The sequence below is a fragment of the Streptomyces galbus genome (genome assembly GCF_005280195.1).
GTDB classification, from domain to species: Bacteria; Actinomycetota; Actinomycetes; order Streptomycetales; family Streptomycetaceae; genus Streptomyces; species Streptomyces galbus.
On record NZ_SZPR01000008.1, the window covers coordinates 202,960 to 229,573 of the forward strand.

The 26,614-nt window shown below is 73.7% G+C and carries 22 protein-coding genes and 3 pseudogenes; 15 read left to right on the plus strand and 10 right to left on the minus strand.

What is annotated here, in order from left to right; all coding sequences use genetic code 11:
* Window positions 1–75 precede the first annotated feature (75 nt).
* Entirely contained in the window at window positions 76–2,622 is a 2,547-nt protein-coding gene (locus tag E4U92_RS05410) for an ATP-dependent Clp protease ATP-binding subunit (protein ID WP_137299091.1), read from the plus strand.
* 41 nt (window positions 2,623–2,663) lie between these two features.
* On the opposite strand, the gene ggt is transcribed toward E4U92_RS05410, so the two are convergent.
* A complete protein-coding gene (gene ggt, locus E4U92_RS05415; RefSeq protein WP_137299492.1) occupies window positions 2,664–4,463 on the minus strand; it encodes a gamma-glutamyltransferase in 1,800 nt (599 codons plus the stop codon).
* Between the two features lie 149 nt (window positions 4,464–4,612).
* Here ggt and E4U92_RS05420 point away from each other — a divergent pair, with 149 nt between their 5' ends.
* Window positions 4,613–5,377 (plus strand): hypothetical protein, encoded by a 765-nt coding sequence (locus tag E4U92_RS05420; protein ID WP_174863707.1) that lies wholly within the window; start codon window positions 4,613–4,615, stop codon window positions 5,375–5,377.
* Between the two features lie 722 nt (window positions 5,378–6,099).
* Here E4U92_RS05420 and E4U92_RS05425 read toward each other — a convergent pair.
* Window positions 6,100–6,558: a DUF6278 family protein gene (locus E4U92_RS05425; protein ID WP_137299092.1), complete on the minus strand. Its 459-nt coding sequence runs from the start codon at window positions 6,556–6,558 to the stop codon at window positions 6,100–6,102.
* Window positions 6,559–6,715: 157 nt separating this feature from the next.
* Window positions 6,716–6,898 carry an antitoxin gene (locus E4U92_RS05430; RefSeq protein WP_137299093.1) on the minus strand — a complete coding sequence of 61 codons (183 nt, stop codon included), beginning with the start codon at window positions 6,896–6,898 and terminating at the stop codon, window positions 6,716–6,718.
* Between the two features lie 231 nt (window positions 6,899–7,129).
* Here E4U92_RS05430 and E4U92_RS05435 point away from each other — a divergent pair, with 231 nt between their 5' ends.
* The gene (locus E4U92_RS05435; protein ID WP_137299094.1) at window positions 7,130–8,041 is read left to right on the plus strand and encodes an SDR family oxidoreductase; all 912 of its coding nucleotides are present in this window, start codon (window positions 7,130–7,132) and stop codon (window positions 8,039–8,041) included.
* A gap of 89 nt (window positions 8,042–8,130) precedes the next feature.
* On the opposite strand, the gene E4U92_RS05440 is transcribed toward E4U92_RS05435, so the two are convergent.
* The gene (locus tag E4U92_RS05440; RefSeq protein WP_137299095.1) at window positions 8,131–9,843 is read right to left on the minus strand and encodes an MFS transporter; all 1,713 of its coding nucleotides are present in this window, start codon (window positions 9,841–9,843) and stop codon (window positions 8,131–8,133) included.
* 185 nt (window positions 9,844–10,028) lie between these two features.
* On the opposite strand from E4U92_RS05440, the gene E4U92_RS05445 reads away from it, so the two are divergent.
* Window positions 10,029–10,847, plus strand: coding sequence for a TetR/AcrR family transcriptional regulator (locus E4U92_RS05445; RefSeq protein WP_137299096.1), 819 nt, complete (start codon window positions 10,029–10,031; stop codon window positions 10,845–10,847).
* A gap of 44 nt (window positions 10,848–10,891) precedes the next feature.
* Here the strand turns inward: E4U92_RS05445 and E4U92_RS05450 are convergent.
* Window positions 10,892–10,981 (minus strand): annotated as a pseudogene (locus tag E4U92_RS05450) (RidA family protein); the annotation flags it as partial.
* 18 nt (window positions 10,982–10,999) lie between these two features.
* A pseudogene (locus E4U92_RS37300) lies at window positions 11,000–11,095 on the minus strand (IS21-like element helper ATPase IstB); the annotation flags it as partial.
* Between the two features lie 60 nt (window positions 11,096–11,155).
* Between E4U92_RS37300 and E4U92_RS05455 the strand changes: the two are divergent.
* Window positions 11,156–11,353, plus strand: a pseudogene (locus E4U92_RS05455) (winged helix-turn-helix transcriptional regulator); the annotation flags it as partial.
* A 30-nt stretch (window positions 11,354–11,383) separates the two neighbouring features.
* Here the strand turns inward: E4U92_RS05455 and E4U92_RS05460 are convergent.
* A complete protein-coding gene (locus E4U92_RS05460; protein WP_137299097.1) occupies window positions 11,384–12,265 on the minus strand; it encodes an alpha/beta fold hydrolase in 882 nt (293 codons plus the stop codon).
* Between the two features lie 228 nt (window positions 12,266–12,493).
* On the opposite strand from E4U92_RS05460, the gene E4U92_RS05465 reads away from it, so the two are divergent.
* From E4U92_RS05465 to E4U92_RS05495, 8 genes are all read left to right on the plus strand, one after another.
* Entirely contained in the window at window positions 12,494–13,843 is a 1,350-nt protein-coding gene (locus tag E4U92_RS05465; protein ID WP_137299098.1) for a radical SAM/SPASM domain-containing protein, read from the plus strand.
* A gap of 116 nt (window positions 13,844–13,959) precedes the next feature.
* Window positions 13,960–14,118 (plus strand): hypothetical protein, encoded by a 159-nt coding sequence (locus E4U92_RS35785; protein WP_158690554.1) that lies wholly within the window; start codon window positions 13,960–13,962, stop codon window positions 14,116–14,118.
* 166 nt (window positions 14,119–14,284) lie between these two features.
* Window positions 14,285–15,766, plus strand: coding sequence for a coproporphyrinogen-III oxidase family protein (locus E4U92_RS05470; RefSeq protein WP_137299099.1), 1,482 nt, complete (start codon window positions 14,285–14,287; stop codon window positions 15,764–15,766).
* 4 nt (window positions 15,767–15,770) lie between these two features.
* Entirely contained in the window at window positions 15,771–16,487 is a 717-nt protein-coding gene (locus tag E4U92_RS05475; RefSeq protein ID WP_137299100.1) for an alpha/beta fold hydrolase, read from the plus strand.
* Window positions 16,488–16,515: 28 nt separating this feature from the next.
* On the plus strand, window positions 16,516–17,313 hold the full coding sequence (locus E4U92_RS05480; protein WP_137299101.1) for a class I SAM-dependent methyltransferase: 798 nt from the start codon (window positions 16,516–16,518) through the stop codon (window positions 17,311–17,313).
* A gap of 343 nt (window positions 17,314–17,656) precedes the next feature.
* Complete coding sequence (locus E4U92_RS05485; RefSeq protein ID WP_137299494.1) at window positions 17,657–18,148, plus strand: SAM-dependent methyltransferase; 492 nt, start codon at window positions 17,657–17,659, stop codon at window positions 18,146–18,148.
* Window positions 18,149–18,277: 129 nt separating this feature from the next.
* The gene (locus E4U92_RS05490) at window positions 18,278–19,531 is read left to right on the plus strand and encodes an MFS transporter (protein ID WP_137299102.1); all 1,254 of its coding nucleotides are present in this window, start codon (window positions 18,278–18,280) and stop codon (window positions 19,529–19,531) included.
* Window positions 19,528–21,498, plus strand: a complete 1,971-nt coding sequence (locus E4U92_RS05495) for an FAD-dependent oxidoreductase (protein WP_137299103.1) — start codon at window positions 19,528–19,530, stop codon at window positions 21,496–21,498. Before E4U92_RS05490 ends, E4U92_RS05495 begins: the two co-directional genes overlap by 4 nt.
* Before the next feature lie 80 nt (window positions 21,499–21,578).
* Here E4U92_RS05495 and E4U92_RS05500 read toward each other — a convergent pair whose 3' ends face one another.
* Genes E4U92_RS05500 through E4U92_RS05510 form a run of 3 tightly spaced genes read right to left on the minus strand, consistent with a single transcriptional unit; the run spans window position 21,579 to window position 24,546 of the window.
* A complete protein-coding gene (locus E4U92_RS05500; protein WP_168725036.1) occupies window positions 21,579–21,839 on the minus strand; it encodes an acyl-CoA carboxylase subunit epsilon in 261 nt (86 codons plus the stop codon).
* 23 nt (window positions 21,840–21,862) lie between these two features.
* Window positions 21,863–23,467 (minus strand): acyl-CoA carboxylase subunit beta, encoded by a 1,605-nt coding sequence (locus tag E4U92_RS05505; RefSeq protein ID WP_137299105.1) that lies wholly within the window; start codon window positions 23,465–23,467, stop codon window positions 21,863–21,865.
* Window positions 23,468–23,481: 14 nt separating this feature from the next.
* Window positions 23,482–24,546, minus strand: a complete 1,065-nt coding sequence (locus E4U92_RS05510; RefSeq protein WP_229861975.1) for a 3-oxoacyl-ACP synthase III family protein — start codon at window positions 24,544–24,546, stop codon at window positions 23,482–23,484.
* Between the two features lie 146 nt (window positions 24,547–24,692).
* Between E4U92_RS05510 and E4U92_RS05515 the strand changes: the two genes are divergently transcribed.
* Together E4U92_RS05515 and E4U92_RS05520 are read left to right on the plus strand one after the other, a co-directional pair.
* Window positions 24,693–25,319 carry a TetR/AcrR family transcriptional regulator gene (locus tag E4U92_RS05515; RefSeq protein WP_137299107.1) on the plus strand — a complete coding sequence of 209 codons (627 nt, stop codon included), beginning with the start codon at window positions 24,693–24,695 and terminating at the stop codon, window positions 25,317–25,319.
* Between the two features lie 415 nt (window positions 25,320–25,734).
* Window positions 25,735–26,460: a TetR/AcrR family transcriptional regulator gene (locus tag E4U92_RS05520; RefSeq protein WP_137299108.1), complete on the plus strand. Its 726-nt coding sequence runs from the start codon at window positions 25,735–25,737 to the stop codon at window positions 26,458–26,460.
* Window positions 26,461–26,614: the final 154 nt, after the last annotated feature.

Sequence of the window (26,614 nt, forward strand, 5' to 3'; positions counted from 1 at the left end):
TACCGTGCCATGGTGGTGTAAGTCCGGCACGGACCGGGCACCCGGCCAGCCCGCGCAGTCAACGAACGGAACGCCATGACCAGCGGCTTCACCAGCCCGGAGGGCTACGGCGACCCCTTCGGCGAGTTCCTGGCCCGCTTCTTCGGCGGGCCCCGCCCCGGCCCCCGGCAGATCAACATAGGCCAGCTCCTCAGCCAGCCCGCGAGGGAGCTGGTCCGCGGCGCCGCCCAGTACGCCGCCGAGCACGGCAGCCGCGACCTGGACACCGAACACCTGCTGCGGGCGGCGCTCGCGGCGGAGCCGACCAGGTCGCTGCTCAGCCGGGCCGGTGCCGATCCCGACTCGCTCGCCTCGGAGATCGACGAGCGCTCGGGCCCGGCGCAGCAGCCACCGGCCGAGGTGCCGCCGCCCACCTCGCTGTCCCTCACCCCGGCCGCCAAGCGCGCCCTGCTGGACGCCCACGACCTGGCCCGGTCCCGCGGCGCGGGCTACATCGGTCCGGAGCACGTGCTGAGCGCGCTGGCCGCGAACCCGGACTCGGCGGCGGGCCACATCCTCAACCAGGCCCGGTTCGCCCCCGGCGGCCCCGCCGAGACGCCCGAGGCGCCGCCCGCGGCCCGTGCCGAGCGGCAGCGCCCGACGTCCACGCCCACCCTCGACAAGTACGGCCGCGACCTCACCGACATGGCCCGTCAGGGCCGTATCGACCCGGTGATCGGCCGGGACGAGGAGATCGAGCAGACGATCGAGGTGCTGTCCCGGCGCGGCAAGAACAACCCGGTGCTGATCGGTGACGCCGGCGTCGGCAAGACGGCCATCGTGGAGGGCCTCGCGCAGCGCATCGCGGACAACGACGTGCCCGACATCCTCGCCGGACGGCGGGTGGTGGCGCTGGACCTGACGGGCGTGGTGGCCGGCACCCGCTACCGCGGCGACTTCGAGGAGCGGCTCAACACCATCGTCGACGAGATCCGCGCCCACTCCGACCGGCTGATCGTCTTCATCGACGAGCTGCACACGGTCGTCGGCGCGGGCGGCGGCGGCGAGGGCGGGTCGATGGACGCCGGCAACATCCTCAAGCCGGCGCTGGCCCGCGGCGAGCTGCACATCGTGGGCGCGACCACGCTGGAGGAGTACCGGCGCATCGAGAAGGACGCGGCGCTGGCCCGCCGCTTCCAGCCGATCCTGGTGCCCGAGCCGTCGGTGCCGGACGCCATCGAGATCCTGCGGGGCCTGCGCGACCGCTACGAGGCCCACCACCAGGTCCGCTACGCCGACGAGGCGCTGGTGGCGGCGGTGGAGCTGTCCGACCGCTACCTGACCGACCGCCGCCTGCCGGACAAGGCGATCGACCTGATCGACCAGGCCGGGGCGCGGGTACGGCTCGGTGCGCGCACCAAGGGCACGGACGTGCGCGCCATGGAGCGCGAGGTCGAGCAGCTCACCCTCGACAAGGACCAGGCGGTCGCCGACGAGCAGTACGAGACGGCGACCCAACTGCGGGACCGCATCACCGAGTTGAAGCAGCGCATCGCGGACACCGCCCAGGACGGCGCGGTGGACGAGGGCTGCGGCCTGGAGGTGACGGCGGAGGCCGTCGCCGAGGTCGTCTCGCGGCTGACGCACATCCCGCTCAGCAGCCTCACCCAGGAGGAGAAGGACCGCCTGCTGGGCCTGGAGGAGCACCTGCACCAGCGGGTGGTCGGCCAGGACGAGGCGGTGCGGGTGGTGTCCGACGCGGTGCTGCGCTCGCGGGCCGGGCTCGCCAGCCCCGACCGCCCCATCGGCAGCTTCCTGTTCCTCGGGCCGACCGGTGTCGGCAAGACCGAACTGGCCCGGGCGCTCGCCGAGGCGCTGTTCGGCAGCGAGGAACGCATGGTGCGGCTCGACATGAGCGAGTACCAGGAGCGGCACACGGTCAGCCGCCTGGTCGGCGCCCCGCCCGGGTACGTCGGCCACGAGGAGGCCGGCCAGCTCACCGAGGTGGTGCGGCGGCACCCGTACTCGCTGCTGCTGCTCGACGAGGTGGAGAAGGCGCACCCGGACGTCTTCAACATCCTGCTGCAGGTGCTGGACGACGGCCGGCTCACCGACGCGCAGGGCCGCACGGTGGACTTCACCAACACGGTCGTGGTGATGACGAGCAACCTCGGCTCGGAGGCCATCACCCGGCGCGGCACCGGCATCGGCTTCGGCGCGGGCGGCGCCGACGCGGACGAGGAGGCCCGGCGCGAGCAGGTCCTGCGGCCGCTGCGCGACCACTTCCGGCCGGAGTTCCTCAACCGGATCGACGAGATCGTGGTCTTCCGGCAGCTCTCGACCGAGCAACTGCGGCGGATCACCGACCTGTTGCTGGAGAAGACCCGCCGGCTGCTGCAGGCGCAGGGCATCACCGCGACCTTCAGCGCGGCGGCCGTCGACTGGCTGGCGGCGCGCGGCTACCAGCCGGAGTACGGCGCCCGCCCGCTGCGCCGCACCATCCAGCGGGAGGTCGACAACCAGCTCTCCCGGCTGCTGCTCGACGGGCGGGTCAAGGAGGGCGACCGGGTCACGGTGGACGCGGGGGACGCAGGGCTCGTCTTCCGCACCGACGAACCCTCCGTCCCTGCACCGGAGTTGTGACCGGTCACGGGCGCTCCCGTTGACCCGCTCCGCGTGGCCCCCTACCGCGCCGGGCGCACCACCTGGGCGGAGCCGCCGCCGCGGCGTACGGTCTCGGCGGCGGCCAGCCACCGGCCGTCCGCCAGCCGCTGCACGCCGGTGGCCGCCCCGATCTCCGGGTTCAGCTTGAACGAGTGGCCGATCGCCTCCAGTTGCGCCCGCAGCGGGCTGTCGTGGAGGCCGGGTTCGAGTTCGGTCTGGGCGGCGTTACGCTGGCTGGCGCGGGGGGCCGCGATGGCGTCGACGAGCGGCAGGCCGCGGTCGACGAACTCGGTGAGCACCTGGAGCACGGTGGTGATGATGGTGGAGCCGCCGGGCGAGCCGAGGGCGACGACCGGCCGGCCGTGGCGGTCCAGGACGATCGTCGGCGAGATCGACGACCGCGGCCGCTTGCCCGGGCCGGGCAGGTTCGGGTCGTGGACGGCCGGGTTGGCCGGGGCGAAGGAGAAGTCGGTCAGCTCGTTGTTGAGCAGGAACCCGCGTCCCGGGACGGTGATGCCGCTGCCGCCGGTCTGCTCGATGGTGAGGGTGTAGGCGACGACGTTGCCCCACTTGTCGGCGACGGTGAGGTGCGTGGTGTTCTCGCCCTCGTACGTCGTCGGCGCCGGGGTGCCGCGACCGGGGCAGGCCGCCGGGTGGCGCGGGTCGCCCGGGGCGAGGGGGCTGGTGAGCACCGCGTCGTCCTTGATGAGGCAGGCCCGCGAGTCGGCGTAGCGCTGGGAGAGCAGCTCCTTGGTCGGGACGTCCTCGAAGGCGGGGTCGCCGACCCAGCGCCCGCGGTCGGCGAACGCGATGCGGCTGGCCTCGATGTAGCGGTGCAGGTACTGCGCCTCGCTCGCCCTGGACAGGTCGGTCCGCTCCAGGATGTTGAGGGCCTCGCCGACGGTGGTGCCGCCGGAGGAGGAGGGCGCGATGGAGTAGACGTCCAGTCCGCGGTAGGCCGTCCTGGTGGGCGCCTGGAGCTTGGCGCGGTAGGCCGCGAGGTCGGCGGCGGTGAGCCGGCCGGGGCGGGCGTTCCACCCCGACGCCGGGTCGACGGGCGGCTTGTTGACCGTCGCGACGACGTCCCTGCCGAGGTCGCCCCGGTAGAGGGCGGCGACGCCCTTGCGGCCCAGCTCCTCGTAGGTACGGGCCAGGTCGGGGTTCTTGAAGGTCGAGCCGACCACCGGGAGCGCGCCGCCGGGCAGGAACAGCTTCGCCGTGTCCGGGAAGTAGCGGAAGCGCGCCTCGTTGGCGGCGGTCTGGCTGCGGAAGGTGTCGTCGACGGTGAACCCGTCGCGGGCCAGGCGCTCGGCCGGCCGCAGCACGGCGCCGAGCTTCCTGCTGCCCCACTGCGACAGCGCGGTCGCCCAGGTGGCGGGCGTGCCGGGGGTGCCGACGCTCAGCCCGCTGGTGACGGCGTCGGCGAAGGCGAGGGGCTTGCCGTTCTCGGTGAACAGGTTCTGGTCGGCGCTGCGGGGTGCGGTCTCGCGGCCGTCGAGGGTGTGCACGGTGCGGGACTTGGCGTCGTAGTAGACGAAGTAGCCGCCTCCGCCGACGCCGGCGGAGTAGGGCTCGGTGACGCCGAGGGCGGCGGCGGTGGCGACGGCCGCGTCGACGGCGTTGCCGCCCTTGCGCAGCACCTCGATGCCGGCCGCGGACGCGTCGGCGTCCACGCTGGAGACGGCGCCGCCGTAGCCGACGGCGACCGGGACCTTCTCCCCGGCGGTTCTCGGGGCGGCGGGTGGCGCTGCCGCTCCCACCGAGACGACGGCGGCCGAGACCGCCAGTACCGACAGTTTCCGCGCGACAGGGCGACGCAGACGCATCCGTACCTCCAGTGCAGGAACGTCAGCGCAGCGTAACGACATCCACCCCGGCCCCGACAGCCCCTCCGGGGCACTGTCATACGACCGCCACACGTCGAACACGGGTACGCCTGCGGCACAGGTGACCGCTAGCATGCGCGCCCATGAACGACGACGTGCGCAACATCGTCCTGGGTGTGGTGGCGGCGGGTATATCGGCCGCGCTCGGCTGGGTCGCCCGCACCTGTCTGTGGAGGCGCAGGCTGCGGCGCAAGCAGGCGTTCTTCGGTCTGCCGGACAACTCCGAGTCGCTGCTGGTGGTCAACCGCGACGCGGGCGGGCCCGACCTCACGGTGACCCGCTTCGACGTCTTCGCCCTGCTCGAACTGGCCGCGCTGATCAAGGACTGCAACGCGCACGCGCAGGTCGTCGCGCACGACGCGGCCCAGCAGGGGTTCGGCGAGCGCACCGAGTTCTGTGTGGGCGGCCCCGCCTCCAACCGGCGGATGCTCGCCCACCTGGCGTCGCTGCTGCCGGGCGTGCGGGTCAACGTGGGCCCCGAACCGGGCCCGGACCGCGGGGCGTTCCAGATCGGTGGCGAGCGGTACCGGATGGAGCCGGGGGTGAGCGAGTACGTGCTGCTGGCCCGGCTGACGGCCGGTGAGCGGCCCGAGGCGCGGCCGGTGTTCCTGTTCTGCGGCCAGCGCGCGATCACCAACCAGGCGGCGACCCGCTATCTGGCCCGTCACCACGAGCGGTTGGCCCGCAAGTACGGCAACTCCTCGTTCGCCCTGCTGCTGCGGGTCGTCAACTCCCAGGCGTACGGGCCGGACGTGGTGGAACCGGTGGCGGACGTGACCCAGGCGGCCCGTACCGCGCTGCCCGACCGGACCGGCGCCGCGACCCGGACCTCGCACCGGGCGTCCTGACGAACCCGCCCCGGCGACACCGGAACACGCTCCCCGAGCGCAACCCGACCGGCGCGCGGCTGACCTTCTCCTCGCCGGCGGCGATCCGCCGTGTCCGACGGTCCCGCCACGCGAGCAGTGATCTCCGGCCGCGCGACCGGGCGGGTATGGCTCTCGTGAACTGCCGCCCCCTGCGCGAGGGCCCCCTCCCCGGCGGCAGTCTCCCCGTCGCCCTTCCCTGGGGATCGGCGACTTCACCCCCACCACAGGGATGAACGGCACATCCTAGTCGAGGCCCGGCGCGCCGGTCCTGCTCGGGCGGACACCGGCAGCCCCGGCCCGCGGGGACGGCCGGTGCGGGGCGAGGAGCACGGCCCCCAACTGACGGGCGTGCGGCTGCGGTTGGGCACGGCGGCAGGGCGGGACACACGCGTCGTACGGATCACGGGGGCGTACGCCCCCCGGCCGGTGCTCGGGATCGGTGGTGCGGCGGTCCTCGGTGTCGCCCGGTGGCTCCCCGGAGTGCTCGTTGACGTCACGCGACTCGATCAAAGGATCGACGGCCATGCCCAGCCCTACTCACTCTCAGCTGTGTCGTGGTGCCGCAAACTATCCAGCCCGGGAGGGGCCGCAGGCACGACACGCACCTTTCGGGCATTAGCCGTATTTACACCGCAGGTCGGGCCAGAGGTTCACCGGCACCCCGCTCTCCCACCCGCATCCGCATCCAGATCCGCCCGGCGTCACACCTCCGCGATCTCGGCGTACGCCTGGAAGAGTTCGGGGCTGCCGGTCATGGCCCAGGTGCGGCCCTCGAGGACCACGTCGACCTCGCGGCCGGAGGCCAGCCGGACCACTGGGCGCCCCTCCGGCAGAATCCGCCAGCCGGTGCCGGGCACGGTGCGGACGACGACGGTGCCCAGGTAGAGGCCCGCGTCGTTGCCGAGCCAGGGCAGCATCTCCTCGTCGTCGCGCCAGCGCGGCACGAGCTGGTCCAGCGCCTCCAACGAGGCCGGGGTGTCGTCGAGTCGGACTCCCGCGCGGGAGGCCAGGGAGCGCAGCAGCTCGCACTCGGCGAGCAGTGCGGCGTACCCGCCGCCCGCACCCTCGCCGTCACCGTCACTGTCGCTGTCCGGGAACACCGCGACCCCGGCGGCGGGGTCATGCCTCTTGCGCCACTTGGACAGAAAGGGGAGGTCCATGGATCCAGCGTGACATTCCTACCGCCGCGCGCACCACAGGCGCGCGGACCCTGGCGTGCGCCCCGGGGCGCACGCCACGGACCCCGGCGGCTCAGCCGGCACGAGCCGGCGAGCGACGCCGGGGCCCGGTTCCGGGTTCCGCGGGGTCAGCGCTCCGTCACTCGCCGCCCCCGTAGGAACGGTGTACGGCGTCGGCGGCCTTGTCGGTCTGCGCGTCGTACTTGTCCCCCGTACGCTCGTCGACCATCCGCTCGACACTGTCGACACCCTTGTCGGCCTGGTCCGGATGGGCCTTCGCCATCTCCTTGGCCTTGTTCGCCATGTCTCCCAGCTTGCCCATGAGGTACCTCCTGGCGCTCGGTGTGTGCCGTACCCGGCGTGGAGTACCCGCGGCTTCCGGTTCGAAGCAGGAGCGACATGCCGGATCACACGTCCTCCCGGAGCCGCGCCGCCCGGACCGCGCTGCCGTCACCCTCGTGGCGCGCGGTGGCGGGCGGGCCTGGTGGGGGCGTGGTCGACTGGGCGGGAGCGCGGTGCGGCGCGGGTCGTAAGGGCGGGCCTGGAGGCGGTCATGGCGGAGTGGGGACCGTACGCGCGGATCGCGGTGGTCACCGGGGCGGCGCGCGGCGTGGGAGCGGCGGTGGCACGCCGGCTGGCCCTGCGGGGCATGCGGGTGGCCCTGCTGGGCCGGGAACTCGACTCGCTGCGCCGGGTCGCGGACGAGCTGCCGACCGAGGCGCACTGCTTCGAGGTCGACGTCACCGACGAGGCGGCGCTCCGGGGCGCCGCCCGCAGCATCGGCGCACGGCTGGGGCCCGCCTCGGTGGTGGTCGCCAACGCGGGGATCGCCGCCGCGGGCCCGTTCGCCACGTGCGAGGCGTCGCTGTTCGACCGGGTCGTCGAGGTCAACCTGATCGGGAGCGCGAACACCGCCCGTGTCTTCCTGCCCCAACTCGCCCGCACCAAGGGGTACTTCCTCCAGGTGGCGTCCACCGCGGCGTTCGGTTCGGCGCCGCTGATGAGCGCCTACTGCGCGTCGAAGGCGGGCGTGGAGTCCTTCGCCCAGGCCCTGCGCACCGAGGTGCGTCCGGCGGGCGTGGGGGTGGGCATCGCGTACCTGCACTGGACCGGCACCGACATGATCGCGGCCCTCGACGACCATCCGGTGCTGCGGGCCCTGCGCTCCCATCAGCCGGCGCCCGCCCGCCGCGTGCACAGTCCCGAGCAGGTCGCCCGATGGCTGGTGCACGGGGTGGAGCGGCGCGCGGTGAGCATCTACGCGCCGCCGTGGCTGCGTCTGGTGCAACCGCTGCGCCCGGTGCTGCCGCTGGTGGTGTCGGCGGTGGCCCGGCGGTCCTTGTCGGCGCTGCCGGCCGAGGAGTTGGAGCGGGCCACCGGGGTGCTCGGCGCGGGCGGCGCCGCCGACCTGCGGGCGCGCGGCGCGGTACCGCCGGTGCCGCCGGTCACCCCGCCCCAGACCTGAGCCGCGCGCGGCGCGCACGTTCCGCACCCGGGGCCCCGGCCGGGGGCGAGGCAAGAGTGGAACCGGCCGGGCGGCGGCCGGCGCGTGGGTCAGTGTGCGGCGGGCTCCTCGGGGCGGGCGCGGCGCGGCAGGAGGAAGGAGAGGAGGAAGGTCAGCGCGAGCAGGGCGTCGACGATCCACAGGACCGTCTTCATGACCGATCCGAAACCGCCCTTGAAGGCGGAGGTCGCGGTGGCCTGCAGTGCCGTGGGTATCCGGGCACCGGCCTCGGGCGAGGTCACCGCGGACCGCGTGTCCGTCTCCAGGCGCGCGCACGACGCCGGGGTGGCGGCGGGGTCCTTGGCCACGGCGCGGTCCGAGGCGCACGCGCGCAGGTCCGCCACCACGCGGTCCTGCGCCGCCGGTGCGACGTGGGCGGCGGCCAGTTGCCCGCGCAGACCGTCCGAGCGGTGGTCGACGGCGGTGGCGATCCCGCCGCCCAGCAGGCCGAAGAAGACGGTGCCGAGGAGGGCCACCCCGAAGGCTCCCCCGAGCTGCTGCATCGCGGTCATCGTGCCGGACGCCGAACCCGTCTCGTGCTGCTCGACACTGGCCAGCACGATGTCGAAGAAGGGAGCCATGAGCAGGCCCATGCCGATGCCGGTGACGAGCAGGGACGGCAGGAGCTGCCAGGGACCGACGCCGCTGCCCACCACGTCGAGAGTCAGCCACACACCGAACACGCCGGCCGCCATGACGACGGTGCCCGCCTGGAGGACGGCACGACCGAACCGCGCGACACCCTGCGCGATCCCGAACCCCACGATCATGCCGCCGGACCAGGGCACCATGACCAGGCCCGCCTTGAGCGGCGAGTAGCCGAGACCTATCTGGGTGTAGAGGTTGAAGACCAGCATGAAGCCCTGCATGGTCGAGAAGAAGACCAGCCCCAGGACCATGCCGCCGCTGAACCCGCGCTTGCGGAACAGGCTCGGCACGACCAGCGGGTCCAGACCGGCGCTGCTGCGCCGCGACTCGTACCTCGCGAAGACCGCGAAGACGACGGCGGAGGCGCCCATCATCACGAACGTCCAGGCGGGCCAGTCGTACTCACGTCCCTGGACCAGCGGGAAGATGATGAGCAGCGCGGCGAGCGAGACCAGGAGCATGCCGGGGATGTCGAGGCGGGGCTTGCTGCCGGAGCGGCCGCGCGGCAGGTAGCGCACCGCGCCGAGGAAGGCCGCGGCCCCCAGCGGCAGGTTGATCAGGAAGATCATCCGCCAGCCGGTGCCGAAGTAGTCGGCGTCCACGAGCCAGCCCGCCAGGATCGGCCCGCACACCGCGGACAGCCCCATGACCGGGCCGAACATGCCGAAGGCCTTCTGCGACTCCTCGGGCGGGAACATCTCCTTGATCATGCCGAGGCCCTGGGGGAGCATCACCGCGCCGAACAGACCCTGCACCACGCGGGCGCCGATCAGCATCTCGGGCGACACGGACACCGCGCACAGCAGCGAGCCCACGGTGAAGCCCGCGGCGCCCACCAGGAACATGGTGCGGCGTCCGTGGATGTCCCCGAGCCGTCCGCCGGTGACGAGCCCGACGGCCATCGACAGCGTGTACGCGGCGGCGAGCCACTGGAGGGTGGAGGCCCCGCCGCCGAGGTCGGCGCGCATGGACGGGCCGGCGATGTTCGTGACGACGGCGTCCAGGAGGTCCATCACCTCCGCCGCGAGGATCACGAAGAGCGCGGCCCACCGCCACCGGTAGGGCGCGGACGGGTCGGTGGGCGTCTCCGGGGACGCGACACCGGTGGTGGTCATCGGAACTCCTCGCGGGAAAGGGCGGACGATCGGTGAACGGTGTTCACCGTAACAGAACAGTGCTCATCCGGAGAACACTGTTCATCAAGATATGACGCGACGCATATCGAGGCGCGCCCCGGAGGCCCCGAAGCTCACGCGACCGGCGGAGAACACTGTTCTCCCCCAGTGCCTAGACTGGCCGCATGACCGACGCGGTAGCCGACACCCCAGCGACCCCACCGCCGTCCCCGTGGGAGCGGGAGCGTCCCACCCGCACCCACTCCGCTCCTGCGCGCACGCCGTTGTCCCGCGACCGCGTCGTCGAGGCGGCCTTCACCGTGCTGGACCGGCAGGGACTCGACGGACTGTCCATGCGTCAGGTGGCCGCCGAGCTGGGCGTCACCGTCTCCGCCCTCTACGCCCACGTCAGCTCCAAGGACGACCTCCTGGAGCTGATGTACACGCGCCTCTTCGACGGTTTCGAGATGCCCGCCGCGGATCCGGACCGCTGGCAGGAGCAGTTGCTGGACTTCGCGCGGGCCAACAGGCAGCGTCTGCTCTCCCATCGCGACATGGCCCGGATCTCCATGGCCCACGTCCCGTTCACCGCCGAACTGCTCCCGCACGTCGAGGGGTTGCTCGCCATCTTCCGCACGGCGGGCCTGCCCGATCGCATCGCCGCGGAGGCGGGCGACCTCATCTCCACGTACATCGACGGGTTCGTCCTCGAGGAGGGGATGTGGCAGGACCGTGCCGCCCAGCAGGGCGGCGCCTCCTCACCGGCCCGGCCCGACTGGCGTGAGATGGCCGACGAGATGCAGAACTACTTCGCCTCCTTGCCCGAGGCCGACTTCCCGCACCTGCGCGCCCTGTCCGGACACATGGTGACGGACTCCTCCGACGAGCGGTTCGACATCGGCCTGCAGATCATCCTGCGTGGCCTGGCGAGTTACCTGCCCGCCCGGCCGGACCGCGCGACCCCGGACGACACGCCCCCGGACCGGACGGCGCCGCGGACCTGACCACCCACGGGGCGGCCGGCGCCGAGCCCCCGCCCAGCTCAGCCCTATCGGTCCAGAAGCGCGGTCGCCTCGACCTCCACGAGGACGTCCGGCTCGAAGAGATGGTCGACGCCGATCAGGGAGGCCGGGGGCATCGAAGTCGCTGACCGCGACGCAGCGGCGTCATCGAGCGCGAGGTCGGTGGTGCCGGTCTCGATGATCGTGCCGTTGAAGGCGAGCCGGTCGACTATGGCCGCGCGGAGGCGAGGGGCAGATCGGCGGTCGACGGGCACAGCGCCAGCGGCGCATATACCGGCGGTCGGTGAACTGAAACCGCTGGACTGCTGGTCAGGGAACCTGTCAGGCTCCGCCTCGTCTCCACCCGGCCCGTAGCGGTCCGGTACCGGATCACCCGCCCGGGCAAGACCCTTCGTCCCCCCATCGACGTGCTGTTGGCCTGGGCAGCGCACCACATGCCCGCCATCGAGCACGCACCCGCGACCTTTGACAGCGCGTCCGGCACGTAGCAGGCAAGGGCACGCGCCGGCACCTTGCGGTCACATGGCTCCGGCTGGGCTCAGCACGCGCCCGAGGAAGCCGCGGAGGTAGCCCGCGACGACGTCGAGGTGGCTCTCCAGCAGGAAGTGACCGCCGTCGATCAGGTGTACCTCCGCGTCCTTGGCGTCGCGGGCGAAGGCTTGCGCGCCCGCGGGGCCGAAGATCTCGTCGTTGCGGCCCCACACGGCCAGCACGGGAACCTCGCTGGCGCGCAGGAACTCGTGCAGGAGCGGGTAGAGCGGGCGGTTGTTCTGGTAGTCGCGGAACAGCGCCAGTTGGATCTCGTCGTTGCCTTCGCGGGAGACGAGGGCGTAGTCGTGCTCCCAGGTGTCCGGGCTGACCAGGCTCGGGTCGGGCACGCCGTGCGTGTACTGCCAGCGGATGGCCTCGAGGCTCAGCGCCGTGCGGACGGCCCGCTCGGTGCCGGGACCGGGGTTCGCCCCGTACGCCCAGACGTCCGCCCAGAAGGACTCCACGAAGCCGTCCTCGTAGCCGTTGCCGTTCTGGGTGACCAGGGCGGAGATCCGTTCAGGGTGCTCGAGTGCGAGACGCCAGCCGACGGGGGCGCCGTAGTCCTGGACGTAGAGGGCGAAGCGGTCCAGGCAGAGCTGGTCGAGCAGTCCGGAGGTGAGTTCGGCGAGGGCGTCGAAGGTGTAGGTGAACTCGCCCACGCGGGGGGCGGCGGAGCGGCCGAAGCCGAGGTGGTCCGGCGCGACGACGTGGTAGTCCCGGGCCAGCAGCGGGATGAGCCCACGGAACATGAAAGAGCTGGTCGGGTACCCGTGCAGCAGGACGATGGCGGGGGCGTCGGCGGGGCCGGCCTCCCGGTAGAAGATCTCGTGGCCGTCGACGGTGGCGGTCCGGTAGTGCACCGAGCTCATATCTAACCCTTCTGGACACTTGCTCCGGTTAGTTCCTGCCATGCAAGCACGAGCGGATCTAACCTGTCAAAAGGTTTCAAGGGGTTAGAACAACAGATGGACTCGATGACAGGTCCGCCGGGACGGCGGAACGCGCGCGGCCCTTGCCAAGGGAATGCACGGCTCGTAGAGTTCAACACGTAATGAGTTCAACACGCGTTGACTTCATGCGGCCGGGAGGCAGGGCTCGTGCAGAAGATTCCCTTCCAGGTGAACGAGGGCGGCCTGGTCGCCCTCCTGCCGAACGGGCACGTCGAGTTCCTCGCCGCCTCGGCCGAGCCGCTGATCCACCGGCACAACGCCGGATCGCCGGTGCCCGCCGCGGAGTTGATGACGCACGCGCTGAGCGACCCGCTGGTGACGCTGGACCGCTTCCACCTGCCCGCGCCGGCGATCGCGTTCGTGGAGACCACCAACCTGTGCAACCTGCGCTGCCGGCACTGCTACGCGGACTCCGCGCTCAAGCGGCCGGACGAGATGTCCACCCCGATGATCAAGTCGCTGCTGGACGACTTCGCCGACGCGGGCGTGCTGCAGGTGTTCCTGACGGGTGGTGAGATCTTCTCGCACCGGGACGCCGTCGAGATCGTCCGGCACGCGCGCAGCAAGCCGTTCAGCACGCAGATCTTCACCAACGGGCTGCTGGTCACCGAGGAGAAGCTCGCGGCGATCCCGCCGGGCCAGTCGTTCTTCATCAGCTTCGACACCGCCGACCCCGAGCGCACCGTGCGCGGCCGGATGGACTTCCCCAAGCTGAAGAGGGCGTTCGAGGCGATGCGCGCGCACGGGCACGTGTTCCGCACGGCGATCTCCGTGCACCGGCAGAACATCCAGGACGCCGAGGAGATCTTCGACTGGTGCGCCCGCAACGGCTATCCGCGGCCGCAGTGGCTGGAGACCCATCCCGTGGGCCGGGCCCTGCTGCACCCGGGCATGCTGCTGCGGCCCGAGGACGTCGACGAGGTGTTCGCGGTCTACCGCCGCTGCATGGACCGCTACTCGGGCGAGCCGGAGGACCCGGCGGGCCCCGCCGGCCGGCCGGCCCCGGACGGCCCGGGCGCCTCCGCTCCCACCCCGGTGCGGCGGGCCGCCGACGAGATCCGCGGGGTGGACACCATCCAGTTCTGCCAGCGCCTCGAACGCGCCGTCGGCCAGGAGAAGTGCGGCCGCTCGGTGGTCTACGTCAACAGCCGCGGCGACGTCTACCCGTGCAGCAACTGCATGTCCGGCCAACTGCACCGGGCCGGCAACGTCACCCGGCAGCCGTTCGCCGAGATCTGGGAGAACGGCTTCGACGCCTTCCGCGACATCCGCTTCGAGGACCACGCCGTGTGCGGCACCTGCCCCGTCGCCCGGGAGGACATCTGGTGCCAGTTCCGCTGCCCGCCGCTGGCCCGCAACATCACCGGCGACGAGAAGGGCTGCGGGGCCACCGAGTACCTCCAGGAGTTCACCCTGCGGGCCGGCCGCTACTGGCGCGAGCGCCGGGAGCGGGGGGTACGCCTGACGCTCACCCCGCGCCCGGTCCGCACGCCGTAGGCCGCACGCCGTCCGGCGACCCGCCGGGCACCCAGCGCCCCCGCTCCCGACGACGTGAGCGGGCCCCTGTCCGGGCGGCACCACCCGTGCCGCCCCACCACGAAAGGGAACGAGCCATGCCCGAGGAGAAGAAGGTCATCCGCATCCACCTGGAGCCCGGCCAGGAGGGCGTGACGCTGAGCGCGGTGGGCGCCGCGTCGGCCACCGCCCCCGCCGAGACGCTGGTCGAGGCCACCAACATCACCGAGGCCACGGTCATCGAGGTCGAGGTCTGACCGCTCGCCCCCCGACTTCGCGGCCCGCTGAGGGACGGGCCGCGAAGAGGCCGCCGTGCGTCTCCGACAACCCCCCGTCGGCGTACGGCGCCTCCCTCCCGGCCCGCCCCCCGGCGCGGGCCGGGAGGGCGACCGTCGCGCACAGCCCCGAGGAGACGAGGTCGCGATGAGCACCACCGGCACCACCACCGCCGTGCGCCGCACCCCGGCCGCGCGCCCCGGCACCGGACTGGCGCGGCTGCTCCGGGAGAACCCCGCCCTGCGCATCGACCAGGACGACTACAACATCAACGTCACCGCCAACTACGGCGAGCGGCTCTCCGAGGGCGAGGTCGCCGAGGCCCTGCGCACCCACCCGGGCGCCGGCCGGCCGGCCCACCTGTACTTCCACGTGCCGCTGTGCGCGTACGTCTGCCACTTCTGCAACTACGTCAAGCGCAAGGTCCCCGACGGGCCCGGCGGCGCGCGCGCCCCGCAGGTGTGGACCGACCTGCTGCTCGACGAGTCCGCCCGCCACCTCGCCCACGCGCCCTGGCTGCGGCGGGCGTCGATCGAGTCGGTCTACCTCGGCGGCGGCACCGCCTCCCTGCTCGGCACCGAGCAACTGGCCCACCTGATCGCGCACATGAGGGAGCGCTACCGCCTGAGCGACGACTGCGAGATCTCCCTGGAGGGCAACCCCGACAACTTCCTCGGCGACGAGCTGGCCGAGGCGTGCGCGCTCGGCTTCAACCGGTTCAGCGTCGGGGTGCAGTCGCTGCAGAGCGAGGTCAACGCGTTCGCGGGCCGCGGGCACGACGCGGTGATGTCGCTGCGCGCGATCGACAAGCTGCGGGCGACCGGGAAGCCGTACAACGTCGACATGATGTTCGGGCTGCCGCAGCAGACCACCGCGACGGTCGCCGACGACATCCGGCGGCTGGTCGACCTGGGCGTGCCCACCATCACCGTCTACCGGCTGCGCAACGCGGACCGGGCCGGCATGGGCATCGGCAACCGGGCCGTGTGGAACGTGCCGAGCGTCAAGAGCCGCCTCGACGCGCAGTTCGCCTTCCCGAGCGTGGGCGAGACCTACGCCATGCGCGAGGCGGTCGTGGAGCTGCTGCTGGACGCCGGCTACCACCCGAGCCCCTGCGGGTGGTGGAACCGGCCCGGCACCTACCCGGACGGCAACATCCCGCGGGTCTCGCGCAACAAGTGGCAGCGTCACGACACGATGATCGCCATCGGTCCCGGCGCCTACGGCTGGCTCACCGGCGACGACGACACGGTCGTGCAGACCCACAACACCGCCGACATCACCGGCTACGCGAGCCGGATGAAGGCCGGCCCGGGCCTGCCCCTCGCCCCGGGACGCAGACTGACGGGCCATCAGTCGGCGGGGATGGTGCTGGGGTTCGCGTTCAAGGCCAACCAGCCGATCCGCGCCGAGCGCTACCGCCGCAGGTTCGGCGTCGAGATCTTCCGGGACGAGCCGTTCGCCTCCGTCTTCGCCGAGCTCGCCGAGCGCGGGTTCGTCGCGCCGGTGCCGGGCGAGCCGGAGGCCGTGGTGCCGACGCTGGACGGCGAGGCCCTGCACGAGGAGATCATCAGCGTCTACTTCCACCAGCGCATCGGCGACTTCGCCGAGGCCGTCTGCCGCCGGTGAGCCGGTGAGCGCGCACCGGCGCCTGACCTGGCGCACCGACCCGGCCGGCACCGCCCACCGCCTGGGCCGGACCTTCCCGGCCGGACCGGCGCGCGCCACCGTGCTGCTCGCGGGCCCCGGCACCGTCTCCGTCCTGGACGGCGACGGCCGCGACGACCTGCTGCTCGCGGAGCTGACGGACCTTCTGGTCGCAGCCGGCGCCCAGGTGCTGCAGTGCGACATGCCCGCCCGCGACCGCCGCGCCCCCGCCACCGAGGCCGACCGCGACGCCCGCGCCGACCGGCTCGCGGGGCTCCTCGACGCGCACCGCCACCTGCTGACCGGCCCCCTGACCCTGATCGGCTTCTCCCTGGGCGGACAGGCCCTGCTGCGCCTGCTGTGCACCGGCACGCCCCCGCGGGCCGAACGCGTCGTCCTGGTCGGCACGGTGATCGAGGAGGACGCCTTCGTCACCTCCCGCGTGGACACGCTCGACCTCGTCTACGGCGGATACGACCTGGTCGGCTACCTCGCCGACGACCAGGACGAGACGCTGCCGCCCGCCGTCTTCGAGCCGCTGCTGTACGCCGACTGGTCGGCCCGCCGCCTGGTCGGGCCCCGCCCGCTGGGCGTGCGCGTCCACGTGCTCCCGGGGCTCGGGCACACCCTCCACCCGTGCGGTCCCGGTCCGGCCCGGGACCCGCTCACGGCGCTCGCGGCCCTCGCGGGCGCCGCCACCTGAGATCCGGCCGGACGACGGAAGGGGACCCATGCCCGGCAGTGAGACGCTCTCCAGCAGGCGGTTCGACAAGATCGCCGCGAACTTCGCGACCAGCGAGGTGCACCGGTCGAGCCCGACGATGGAGGCCCTGCACGAGACGCTCGGCCCGCAGACCGGGGCCGCGATCTGTGACGTCGCCTGCGGGGCCGGCCACCTGGCGCTGTCCTTCGCCGCCGACGGGCCCGAGCGGCTGGTGGGCGTGGACCCGGCGCCCTCGATGCTCGACTCCTTCCGGGCGCTCGCCGCCGAACGCGGCGCCGAGGCGGAGGCCGTCCGCGCCACCGCCGACGAACTGCCTTTCCCCGGCGCCTCGTTCGACCTGGTGGTGTCCCGGCTCGCGCCCCACCACTTCCCGAGCCTGCCGCTCGCCGTCCGCGAGATGGCGCGGCTGCTGCGCCCCCGCGGCCGCCTCGCCGTGATCGACCTGGAGGGCCACGAGGACCCGGAGGTCGACGCCCTCAACCACGAGCTGGAGGTCCTGCACGACCCCACGCACGTACGCAGCCACACCCTCACCGAGTGGGTGGCCGCCCTGCACGGCGCCGGCCTCAACGTGCCCGTCGCGCGCGGCGGTCAGGCCGAGAGCCGCACCGGGGTGCCGGTCGCGCGCTGGTGCCAGATCGCGTCGTCCGGCGAGGAGGCCGAGCGCGCGATCCGCGCCCGGCTCGCCGCGGCGCCCGCCGCCCACCGGGACTCACTCGGTGTCCGCGAGGACGGCGGGGAGTTCCTGATCCCGGTGCGCACCTGCATGGTGATCGGCGTCAAGCCGCTGAACGAGGTGCGCTGAGATGCCGGTGATCAGGCTGTACTCGCCGGCCGCGGGACCGGGCGGCGCCGCCCTCGGCCGGCTCGCGGACGAGGTGACCGAGCTGCTCGGCCTGCCCGCCGGGCACTGCTGGGTGTGGTGGCACCGGCTGGACCCCGACGAGGCCCACCGGCCGGAGTGGCGGGCCGGTTCCGCCGCCCCGGTCGGCTTCGTCACGTGCCGGGAGACCTACGGCACCGAGCAGGTCGGGGCGCTGCTGCGGCTGCTGCAGCAGCGGCTGGTCGACCTGCTCGGGGTCCGCCCGGAGGAGGTCTACCTGACCGTGCAGCGGGCCGCGGCGGGCGAGTTGCTGGTGCGCGAGGGGATGCAGGCCGGGGAGACCCCTGCTCCGGGCGCCCTCACCGACGTGGTGCCCATCGGGTTCGTGCACAGCGAGCGGCGCGAACCCACCGACGACGACTGGGGCGAGGTCCGTTCGGTCATCCGGCTCGACGCGGCCCGGTTCACGCCCGAGGCGCTGCTCGGCCTCGACACGTTCTCGCACGCCGAGGTCGTCTTCCGCTTCCACCGGGTGCCGCCGCACAAGGTGCAGACGGGCGCCCGGCACCCGCGCGGCAATCCCGACTGGCCGCTGACCGGGATCTTCGCCCAGCGCGGCAAGAACCGGCCCAACCGGCTCGGGGTCTCGCGCTGCCGGCTGCTGAAGGTCGACGGACTCGACGTGCACGTCACCGGGCTCGACGCGGTGGACGGCACCCCCGTGCTCGACCTCAAGCCGTACCTGCGGGAGTTCGGGCCGCGCGAGGAGGTCGTCCAGCCCGCGTGGGCCGACGAGGTCATGCGCCACTACTACTGACCGGCCGCGACCGCACGGCGCACGCGGCCACCGGCGGCCGTGCCCGTGCCGGGCGCACCACCCACGGTCGACCGTCCCCGTGCACGGCGCAGGCGGCGGCCACCCCGACGACAGGGAACGGAGGGGGACATGAGGACCCCGGTGCGCACGGCCGCGACGGCACTGCTCGTCGCGGTCTTCGTCGACGCGCTCGGCAGCGGGCTGTACATGTCCGTCTCCGTCGTGTTCTTCACCCGCTGCCTGGGGCTGGGCGCGGGCCAGGTGGGCGTCGGCCTGTCCGTCGCGGGCGCGGCGTCCTTCGCGCTGCTGGTGCCCACCGGGGTGCTGGCCGACCGGGTGGGGCCCCGCCGTACGCTCGTCGCCGCGCACCTGGCGCGGGCGGCGCTGCTCGCCTGCTACCCGTTCGTGCCCGGCTTCGGGGCGTTTCTCGTCGTGGTGGCGCTGCTGGCCGTCGCCGACCGGGCCGCCTCCCCGCTGGTGCAGGGCCTGTTCGCGGTCGCGGTGGGCGAGGCGGAGCGGGTGCGGGCGATGGGCCGGGCGCGGTCCCTGCAGAACCTCGGGCTGGCCCTGGGCGGGCTGGGCGCGGGCGCGGCGCTGGTGCGCGACGCCGACGCGGTGTACGTGGCCGTCGTCCTCGCCGACGCGCTGTCGTTCGTGCTCGCCGCCGTCCTGGTCGCCCGGTTGCGCACCGCGGAGGGCGAACGGGCGCGCGGCGGCGCTCCGTTGCCGCTGCGACGGCGGCTCGGGGTGTTCCGCGACCGCCGGTTCGCCGCGCTGACCGCGCTCAACTCCGCCGTCAGCCTGCACGTCACCGTGCTGACGGCGGGCGTCCCGCTGTGGGTGCTGGCGCACGACACGCTGCCCAGGCCGGTGATCGCCTGGACGCTGGTGCTCAACACCGCGGTGGTGGTGCTGTTCCAGGTGCGGGCCACCCGCGCCACGCGCACCGCCGAGGACGGCGGCCGGGCGCTCGGGCTGAGCGGGCTGCTGCTGGCCGTGTGCTGCGCGGGACTCGCCCTGACCGGCGCGCTGCCCACGCCCGCCGCCGTGGCCGTGCTGCTCGTCGCCGTGGGATTCCAGGCGTTCGCGGAGATGCACCAGCAGGCGGGGTCGTGGGCCATCTCCTACGACCTCGCCCCGGACGACCGCCGCCAGGTCTACCTGGCCTTCTTCAGCCTGGGCAACGCCGCCCGCAACACCTACGGACCGCTGGTCGTCACCTTCCTGGTGGTCCGGCACGGCGCGCCGGGCTGGCTGCTGCTCGGCGCGCTGGTGCTCGGCGCGGGCGCCTGGGCGGCCCGGATCGGACGTACGCCGGCCGCGCCCGCCGGGGCCGCCGCGCCGGCCCTGCCCCTGCCCGACGTCTCCAGGAGGAAACCATGACCACCGCTGCTCCCGACCCTTCCGTCATCGTCGTCGGGGCGGGGCCCACCGGCCTCACCCTGGCCTGTGAGCTGGCCGCCGCCGGCGTCTCCTGCACCGTGCTGGAGCGCCGGCTCACCACGTCCGCGCAGTCCCGCGCGATGGGCCTGTACCCGCGCACCCTGGAGGTGCTGGACCTGCGCGGCCACGCCGACGCGCTGACGGCGTACGGGCGCCCCGTGGGCCGGCTGCACCCCGCGCGCGGGGCGGTCGTCGACTTCACCGAGCTGGACACCCGCTTCCCCGCTCTGCACGTCGTGCCGCAGAGCCGCACCGAGGAGGTACTGCAGAAGCACGCCGTGGAGCTCGGCGTCACCCTGGTGCGCGACGCGGAGGTGTTCGGGCTGGAGCAGGACGACAGCGGCGTCACCCTGCAGGTCCGCGCGGGCGGCGAGGAGTGGGAGGAGAGCGCGGACTACGTCGTCGGCTGCGACGGCGCGCACAGCGCGGTGCGCGAACTGTCCGGGATCGCCTTCCGCGGCCGCACGTACGACATCGCCCCCGTCCTCGCGGACGTACGGCTGCGCAAGCCGCCGCCCGTCGACGACGTGGTGGTGCTCGCCGGGAACGGCGCGGTGATGGTCACCGTGCCCTACGGCGACGGGCTGTACCGGGTGGCGGTCGCCCGCCGGGACCGGCCCTGGACGCGCGAGCCGGTGACGCTCCAGGAGCTGGGCGAGCTGATGTCCCTCTCGCTGGGCTTCGACCCGGAGCCGTACGAACCGGCCTGGCTGGCCCGGTTCAAGATCCACCAGCGGCTGGCCGACCACTACCGCACCGGGCGCGTGCTGCTCGCCGGGGACGCCGCGCACCTGCACTCGCCGCTGGGCGGCCAGGGGCTCAACCTCGGTATCCAGGACGCCGTCAACCTCGGCTGGAAGCTCGCCGCCCGCATCCAGGGCTGGGCCCCGCCCGGCCTGCTCGACTCCTACGAGGCCGAGCGCCGCCCGCAGGCCGCGCGGATCCTCAAGGCCACCGACCGGGCCACCTGGACGGCGACCAGCCCCTCCCCCGCGCTCACCGCGCTGCGGCGCACCGCGCTGGCCCGGCTCCTCGGCAGCCGCCGGGTCCGCCGCGTCGCCGGCGAGGCGATCTCCGGACTGCGCTCGGACTACGCCCGCCGCGGCGGCGGGCGTGCCCTGCGCGCCGGGCAGCGGGTGCCGGACCTGACGGTCCGCCGTCCGGGCGCGGCCCCGGTCCGCCTCTACGAGCTGATGCGCGACGGCCGTTTCCTCCTGCTCGACCTCACCCCGGCCGGCCGGGCGGCCGCGCTGGGCGAGGCGTGGGGCTCCCGCGTCTGCCCGGTCCGCGTCGAGGAACCGCCCGCGAGGCTGGCGGGGTCGGGCGCCCTGCTGGTCCGCCCCGACGGCTACGTGGCCTGGGCGGACGGCGAGGGCGCAGCGGAGGGCCACGAGGAGCGCGTACGGCGCGCGCTGCTCCACTGGTGCGGGGCGGAGGGCCCGACGGCGCGCGGCGCGGTACCGGCGGCGGTGCGGGTGCCCGAGCGGGGGGCGGAGGAGGACGGGGCGGACGCCGCGCCGGGACCGCGGGCCGTGCCGGACGCCCTGGTCGCGACGCCCTACGTGGGCGAGGCGGGCGAGGGCGTGTGGGGCGAGGGCCCGGTGGAGGACAGCGAGGGGGCGTGGCAGACGGACCCCGTGGAGGCCGCGGGGGCGCCGCGGGCCGGGACGCCGGTCGCCTCCGCCCAGGACGCCGGGGGCGACGAGCACGCGGAGAGCGTCGAAGCCGGGGAGGACGTACGCCGGTTGGGTCTCGCCGAGGGGGCGCGCGGGGCGACGGGTGGTGCGCCGGGACCGGTGACGGACACGCCGGAGCCGACCGGTGCCGGCGCCCAGGCGGGCGCGGCGGCGGGCGAGGGTGCCCGGGAGCCCGCCGGAGCCGACCGCGGGGAGGCCCGGCGCCCCTGAGCGCGACGGGACACGGCTGCGGCCCGGGAGGTGTCCACCTCCCGGGCCGCGGTCACGACCGGCCGCGCGCGGCGCGGGGCTCAGTCGCGCCAGCTCACCGGGGAGCGGTAGGGGGTGCTGCGGGCCCCCGGGCCCTCCCACAGGGGGACGACCGTCACCGGCTCCGGGCCCGGTTCCGCGGCCGTCAGGGCGGCGGCCCGGGACAGCAGCACCGCGGTGAGCGCGGCGAGTTCCTCGGCGGGCAGCGCTCCGCCGCGGACGACGCGGACCAGGGGTGCCCCGGGCCGGGCGGTGGCCTCCTCGCCCGGGTGTGCGTCCGAGTGTGTGACCGTGCTCGTCATGTGACGCTCCCTCACTTCGGCGGTCATTGCGGCGGGTTGCCGTGCTTGCGGGCCGCCAGGTCGGCGTGCTTGGCGCGCAGCATGCGCAGGGACTCGACGAGGACGCGGCGGGTGTCGGCCGGGTCGATCACGTCGTCGACCAGGCCCCGTTCGGCGGCGTGGTAGGGGTGCATCAGCTCGGCCCGGTACTCCTTCACGAGCTGCCGTCGCACCGCCTCGGGATCCTCGGCCGCGCGGATACGGCGCCGGAAGACGACGTTCGCGGCCCCCTCCGCGCCCATCACCGCGACCTCGTTGGTGGGCCACGCGTAGGTGAGGTCGGCGCCGACGGAACGGGAGTCCATGACGATGTACGCGCCGCCGTACGCCTTGCGCAGGATGACGGAGATCCTGGGGACCGTCGCGTTGCAGTAGGCGTAGAGCAGCTTGGCGCCGCGGCGGATGATGCCGTGGTGCTCCTGGTCGACGCCGGGCAGGAAGCCGGGCACGTCGACGAGGGTGACCAGCGGGATGTTGAAGGCGTCGCACATCTGCACGAAGCGCGCCGCCTTCTCGCTGGCGTCGATGTCGAGGACGCCCGCCTGCACCAGCGGCTGGTTGGCGACGAGGCCGACGACCTGCCCGCCGAGCCGGCCGAGCGCGCAGACCACGTTGGCGGCCCAGCGCTCGTGGACCTCCAGCACCTCCCCGTCGTCGACGATCTCCTCGACGACGCGGCGCATGTCGTACGGCCGGTTGCCGTCGGCCGGGACGAGGTCGAGCAGGGCGTCGCACGGCCGGTCCGCCGGGTCCTCGGGCAGTGCGGCCGGCGGCGTCTCGCGGTTGTTCTGGGGCAGCAGCGACAGCAGGTACCGGACCTCCTCCAGGCACGTCTCCTCGTCGTCGTGCGCGAAGTGCGCGACGCCGGACACCTCGGCGTGCACGTCGGCGCCGCCCAGGGCGCCGATGGAGACCCGTTCGCCGGTGACGGCGTGGACGACGTCGGGGCCGGTGATGAACATCTGCGAGGTCTCGCGGACCATGAAGACGAAGTCGGTGAGGGCGGGGCTGTAGGCCGCGCCGCCCGCGCACGGGCCGAGCATCACCGAGATCTGCGGGATGACGCCGGACGCCTTGGTGTTGCGCTGGAAGATGCCGCCGTAGCCGGCGAGCGCGGTGACGCCCTCCTGGATGCGGGCGCCCGCGCCGTCGTTGAGGGAGACCAGCGGGGCACCGGCGGCGAGGGCGCGGTCCATGATGCGGTGGATCTTCTGGGCGTGCGCCTCGCCGAGCGCGCCGCCGAAGATGCGGAAGTCGTGGGCGTAGACGAACGTGGTGCGCCCGTGCACGGTCCCCCAGCCGGTGATCACGCCGTCGGTGTGCGGCCGCCGGTCCTCCAGGCCGAAGCCGGTCGCCCGGTGCCGCCGCAGCGGCTCCACCTCCTGGAAGGAGCCGGGGTCGAGCAGCAGCCCGATGCGCTCCCGCGCCGTCAGCTTCCCCTTGCCGCGCTGCGCGGCCGTGGCGCGTTCGTCGCCCTGCTCGACCCGCTCGCGCAGGGCGTGCAACTCGGCGACCCGGCCCCGCAGATCGGCTGCGGGGGTAACGGGCGTGGCGTCGGCGCGGTCCGTCGCGCTCTCCTGCGTGCTCATGCCGTCCTCCCCCTTCACCGGCTCAGCGGCGAGAGCAGCTCGCCGGCCGGGACGGGGGCGGGGTCCGGCGCCGGGGCAGCCCGGTCGAGGGTCCAGTCGAGCAGGGCGGTGCCGAGGCTCATGCCGCCACCGAACGCGGCCAGCACCACCAGGTCGCCGGCCGCCACCGCGCCCCTGCGGTCCATCTCGGCGAGCGTGACCGGGACGGAGGCCGCGCCGGTGTTGGCGTACCGCTCCAGCGTCAGGTGCAGGTCGGCGCCGCGCAGCCCGAGGTCCGGCCAGAGGTCGGCGAGCATCGCGCCGTTGGCCTGGTGCGGGACGAAGTGCCGTACGGCGTCCGGCGGTACGGCGGCCTCGCGCAGCAGCCGGTCGACCTCGCGCGGCAGGGTGCGGGTGACGAAGGCGCGCACGCCCCGCCCGTCCATCCGGAAGTAGTGGCCGCCCTCCGCGAGGGTCAGCGGCGAGGCGGGGAGGCGGCTGCCGCCGGCCTCGACCCGGATCAGCCCGTGCGCGTCGCCGTGCGAGACGAGGGAGATGTGCCGCAGGCCGCGCCCGGCGGGGACGGGCCCGAGCACCACCGCGCCGGCCCCGTCGCCGAACAGCGCGGCGGTGCGGCGGTCGGCGTAGTCGAGGATGCGGGAGTACAGGTCGGCACCGATCACCAGCCCGTGCCGTGGTTCGCCGGGCGCGGCGGCGGCCAGCAGCTTCTCCACGGTCTTCAGGGCGTAGACGAAGCCGCTGCACACCGCGTTGACGTCGAAGGCGGCGGCCGCGCGGGCGCCGATGCGGTCCTGCACGAGCGCCGCGGTGGCGGGCTGCGGGTGGTCGGGGGTGGAGGTGGCGACCACCACGTACGCCAGCTCGTCGGCCGTCAGCCCGGCCCGGTGCAGCGCGCGTTCGGCCGCCTCCGCGGCGAGGTCGGAGGTGGCCTGGTGGGGTGCGGCCCGGCGCCGCTCACGTATGCCGGTCTTGCGGACGATCCATTCGTCGGTCACGCCGGCCCCGTGCCCGATCTCCGCGTTGCTGACGATGGCCTCGGGCAGGTACGAGCCCACTCCGGTGATGCCGATGGACTGCACGATTCCTCCTCGGGCGGCGAGCGCCGAATAACTCATCGAGTGTTGAAATCATCGCAGAGCCGCTTGACTAATTCAACAGAGACAGACTTCACTGGAGAGTGAATTCACTGCCGGATCCGCCGAGCACTCACGGGGAGTTGCCCACCATGACCGTCACCAGCGCAGTGGACGCGGCAGAGGCGCGCATCGAGGCCACCGAGGCCCTGGTCTCCGCGGGCCGCACCCTGTTCACCCGCAAGGGGTACCGCCAGACCGACTTCGCCGAACTCGCCGAGGAGGCAGGCCTGGACCTGGCACAGGCCCGCGAACTCCTCCCCGACAAGGCCGCCGTGCTCGGCGCCCTCATCGAACGCACCGTCAAAGTGGCGGGGTTGCTGCGCCCGGCGGTCGCCGAAGGCGTCGACGAGGACCTGCCGGCCCGGCTGGCACGGATCTACCTCGCCCTGTGGGAGCCGGGCGAGGAGGAGGAGTCCCCGCTGGTCGAGCTGTACCGGATCGCCCTGTCCGACGCGGAGGCCTCCCGCGTGCTGCGCGGCCGCACGGCCGAGGCGCTCAACGCCATGGTCGACCACGAACTCCCGGGCGAGGACGCGGAGATCCGCACGGCGCTGTTCGGCGCCCAGCTCAGCGGCGTCGCCCTCGTCCGCCACCTGATCGGGGTCCGGGCGGTGTCCGCGCTGGACGTGGAGACCCTGATCGCGGCGATCGCGCCCGGACTGCGGCGGACGTTGCTCGGGGTTGAAGGGATTGAAGGGACGGAGGGGGCGGCGTGAGGTGGCAGGGGCAGCGGGGTGCGGCTCGGACTTCGGTACTGCGGGAATCCGGGCTCCCTGGACTCCTGGGCTTCGGGCTCTTGAACTTCGGGGCCCCAGGGCTCGGGTGACGCTCAGCCACCGTGACGCGCGCCCCACTTCCACTTGAGGCGCACCCCGCACCCCGCCGAGGGGGCGCTCCCCCGCCGACTCCGGCTTCGCGCCGCCCCGGGCCCCCTGCCGACTTCCGGCCGCATTCCGCTTGCGCAGTATCTTTCTTCCCGGGACGGGAAGTCTTCCCCTCGGCCAACGAGCCACCGCAGGCGGGCGATCCTCCTGGGCCGCTGCGGATGGACGCTCTCCGGTGCGCCTGCTAGGATGTTTTCACTATGCGGTGAATTAATCGCTCGTACCCCCCGCGAAGTGCAGTGATTCCATGACATCCAGGCAGACATACGACTCGACGAGTGCCCCCCGCAAGTCCGGGTCGGGCAGCCGGACCGCCTCGGCGTCCGCCAAGGACACGCGCCCGCGGCGCGCCCGCAGTGGACGCCGCCCCGGGGACAGCGGTACCCGCGAGCAGATCCTCGAATCGGCGCTCCACCTCTTCGCCGACCGGGGATACGCGCGCACCACCATCCGCGCCATCGCCGAGGACGCGGAAGTGGACCCGGCACTCGTCCACCACTTCTTCGGCAACAAGGAAGGCGTCTTCGACGCCGCCATCAACTCCTCGTTCAGCGTCTCGGCGAGCTTCGACAACATGCCGAGCACCGGTACGGACGCCAGCGAGGCGACGTGGATCGCCCAGACGTACTTCTCCTTCTGGGAGCACGAGAGCACCCGCTACGCGATGACCGCCATCTACCGGGCGGGCCTCGCCGACAGCGCCACCTCGGATATCCTGCGCGAGCGCATCGAGGCCAGCACCAAGGCCTGGTCGCAGGCGTCCGGCTACCGGGAGCGCCCCGACGCCACGACCCGCGCGGCCCTGGCCTCCGGCCACCTCGCGGGACTGGCGCTGATGCGTTACGTGCTCCAGATCCAGCCGCTCGCCTCGATGGACTTCGAGGAGTTCATCGACTGGGTGGTGCCGGCCCTGGAGCTGCGCCTGTCCGCCACGCTGGAGCCGCGCCGACCGCACGACCCCGCGACGGACTGATCCGGGCCGGGGGCGTCCCCCGGCCCACCGGGGCACCTGGCAGTCAGCCGGGGGCACCCGGTGGCCGACCGGGACGCCCGGCACCGGCCAACGATCACTCCCGGCCGCCGGCCGAGGGTTGCTGACAACCGGTGCGGAATCCCAGGCAGTCGAT

Bases quoted from the DNA above. Each gene is read 5' to 3' on its own strand.
- E4U92_RS05420 (WP_174863707.1), top strand. From the start codon at position 4,613: ATGAACGACGACGTGCGCAACATCGTCCTGGGTGTGGTGGCGGCGGGT.
- E4U92_RS05430 (WP_137299093.1), bottom strand. From the start codon at position 6,898: ATGGGCAAGCTGGGAGACATGGCGAACAAGGCCAAGGAGATGGCGAAG.
- E4U92_RS05490 (WP_137299102.1), top strand. From the start codon at position 18,278: ATGAGGACCCCGGTGCGCACGGCCGCGACGGCACTGCTCGTCGCGGTC.
- E4U92_RS05515 (WP_137299107.1), top strand. From the start codon at position 24,693: ATGACCGTCACCAGCGCAGTGGACGCGGCAGAGGCGCGCATCGAGGCC.
- E4U92_RS35785 (WP_158690554.1), top strand. From the start codon at position 13,960: ATGCCCGAGGAGAAGAAGGTCATCCGCATCCACCTGGAGCCCGGCCAG.
- E4U92_RS05485 (WP_137299494.1), top strand. From the start codon at position 17,657: ATGCAGGCCGGGGAGACCCCTGCTCCGGGCGCCCTCACCGACGTGGTG.
- E4U92_RS05505 (WP_137299105.1), bottom strand. From the start codon at position 23,467: ATGAGCACGCAGGAGAGCGCGACGGACCGCGCCGACGCCACGCCCGTT.
- E4U92_RS05470 (WP_137299099.1), top strand. From the start codon at position 14,285: ATGAGCACCACCGGCACCACCACCGCCGTGCGCCGCACCCCGGCCGCG.
- E4U92_RS05445 (WP_137299096.1), top strand. From the start codon at position 10,029: ATGACCGACGCGGTAGCCGACACCCCAGCGACCCCACCGCCGTCCCCG.
- E4U92_RS05440 (WP_137299095.1), bottom strand. From the start codon at position 9,843: ATGACCACCACCGGTGTCGCGTCCCCGGAGACGCCCACCGACCCGTCC.
- E4U92_RS05435 (WP_137299094.1), top strand. From the start codon at position 7,130: ATGGCGGAGTGGGGACCGTACGCGCGGATCGCGGTGGTCACCGGGGCG.
- E4U92_RS05520 (WP_137299108.1), top strand. From the start codon at position 25,735: ATGACATCCAGGCAGACATACGACTCGACGAGTGCCCCCCGCAAGTCC.
- E4U92_RS05495 (WP_137299103.1), top strand. From the start codon at position 19,528: ATGACCACCGCTGCTCCCGACCCTTCCGTCATCGTCGTCGGGGCGGGG.
- E4U92_RS05480 (WP_137299101.1), top strand. From the start codon at position 16,516: ATGCCCGGCAGTGAGACGCTCTCCAGCAGGCGGTTCGACAAGATCGCC.
- E4U92_RS05425 (WP_137299092.1), bottom strand. From the start codon at position 6,558: ATGGACCTCCCCTTTCTGTCCAAGTGGCGCAAGAGGCATGACCCCGCC.
- E4U92_RS05410 (WP_137299091.1), top strand. From the start codon at position 76: ATGACCAGCGGCTTCACCAGCCCGGAGGGCTACGGCGACCCCTTCGGC.
- E4U92_RS05460 (WP_137299097.1), bottom strand. From the start codon at position 12,265: ATGAGCTCGGTGCACTACCGGACCGCCACCGTCGACGGCCACGAGATC.
- E4U92_RS05500 (WP_168725036.1), bottom strand. From the start codon at position 21,839: ATGACGAGCACGGTCACACACTCGGACGCACACCCGGGCGAGGAGGCC.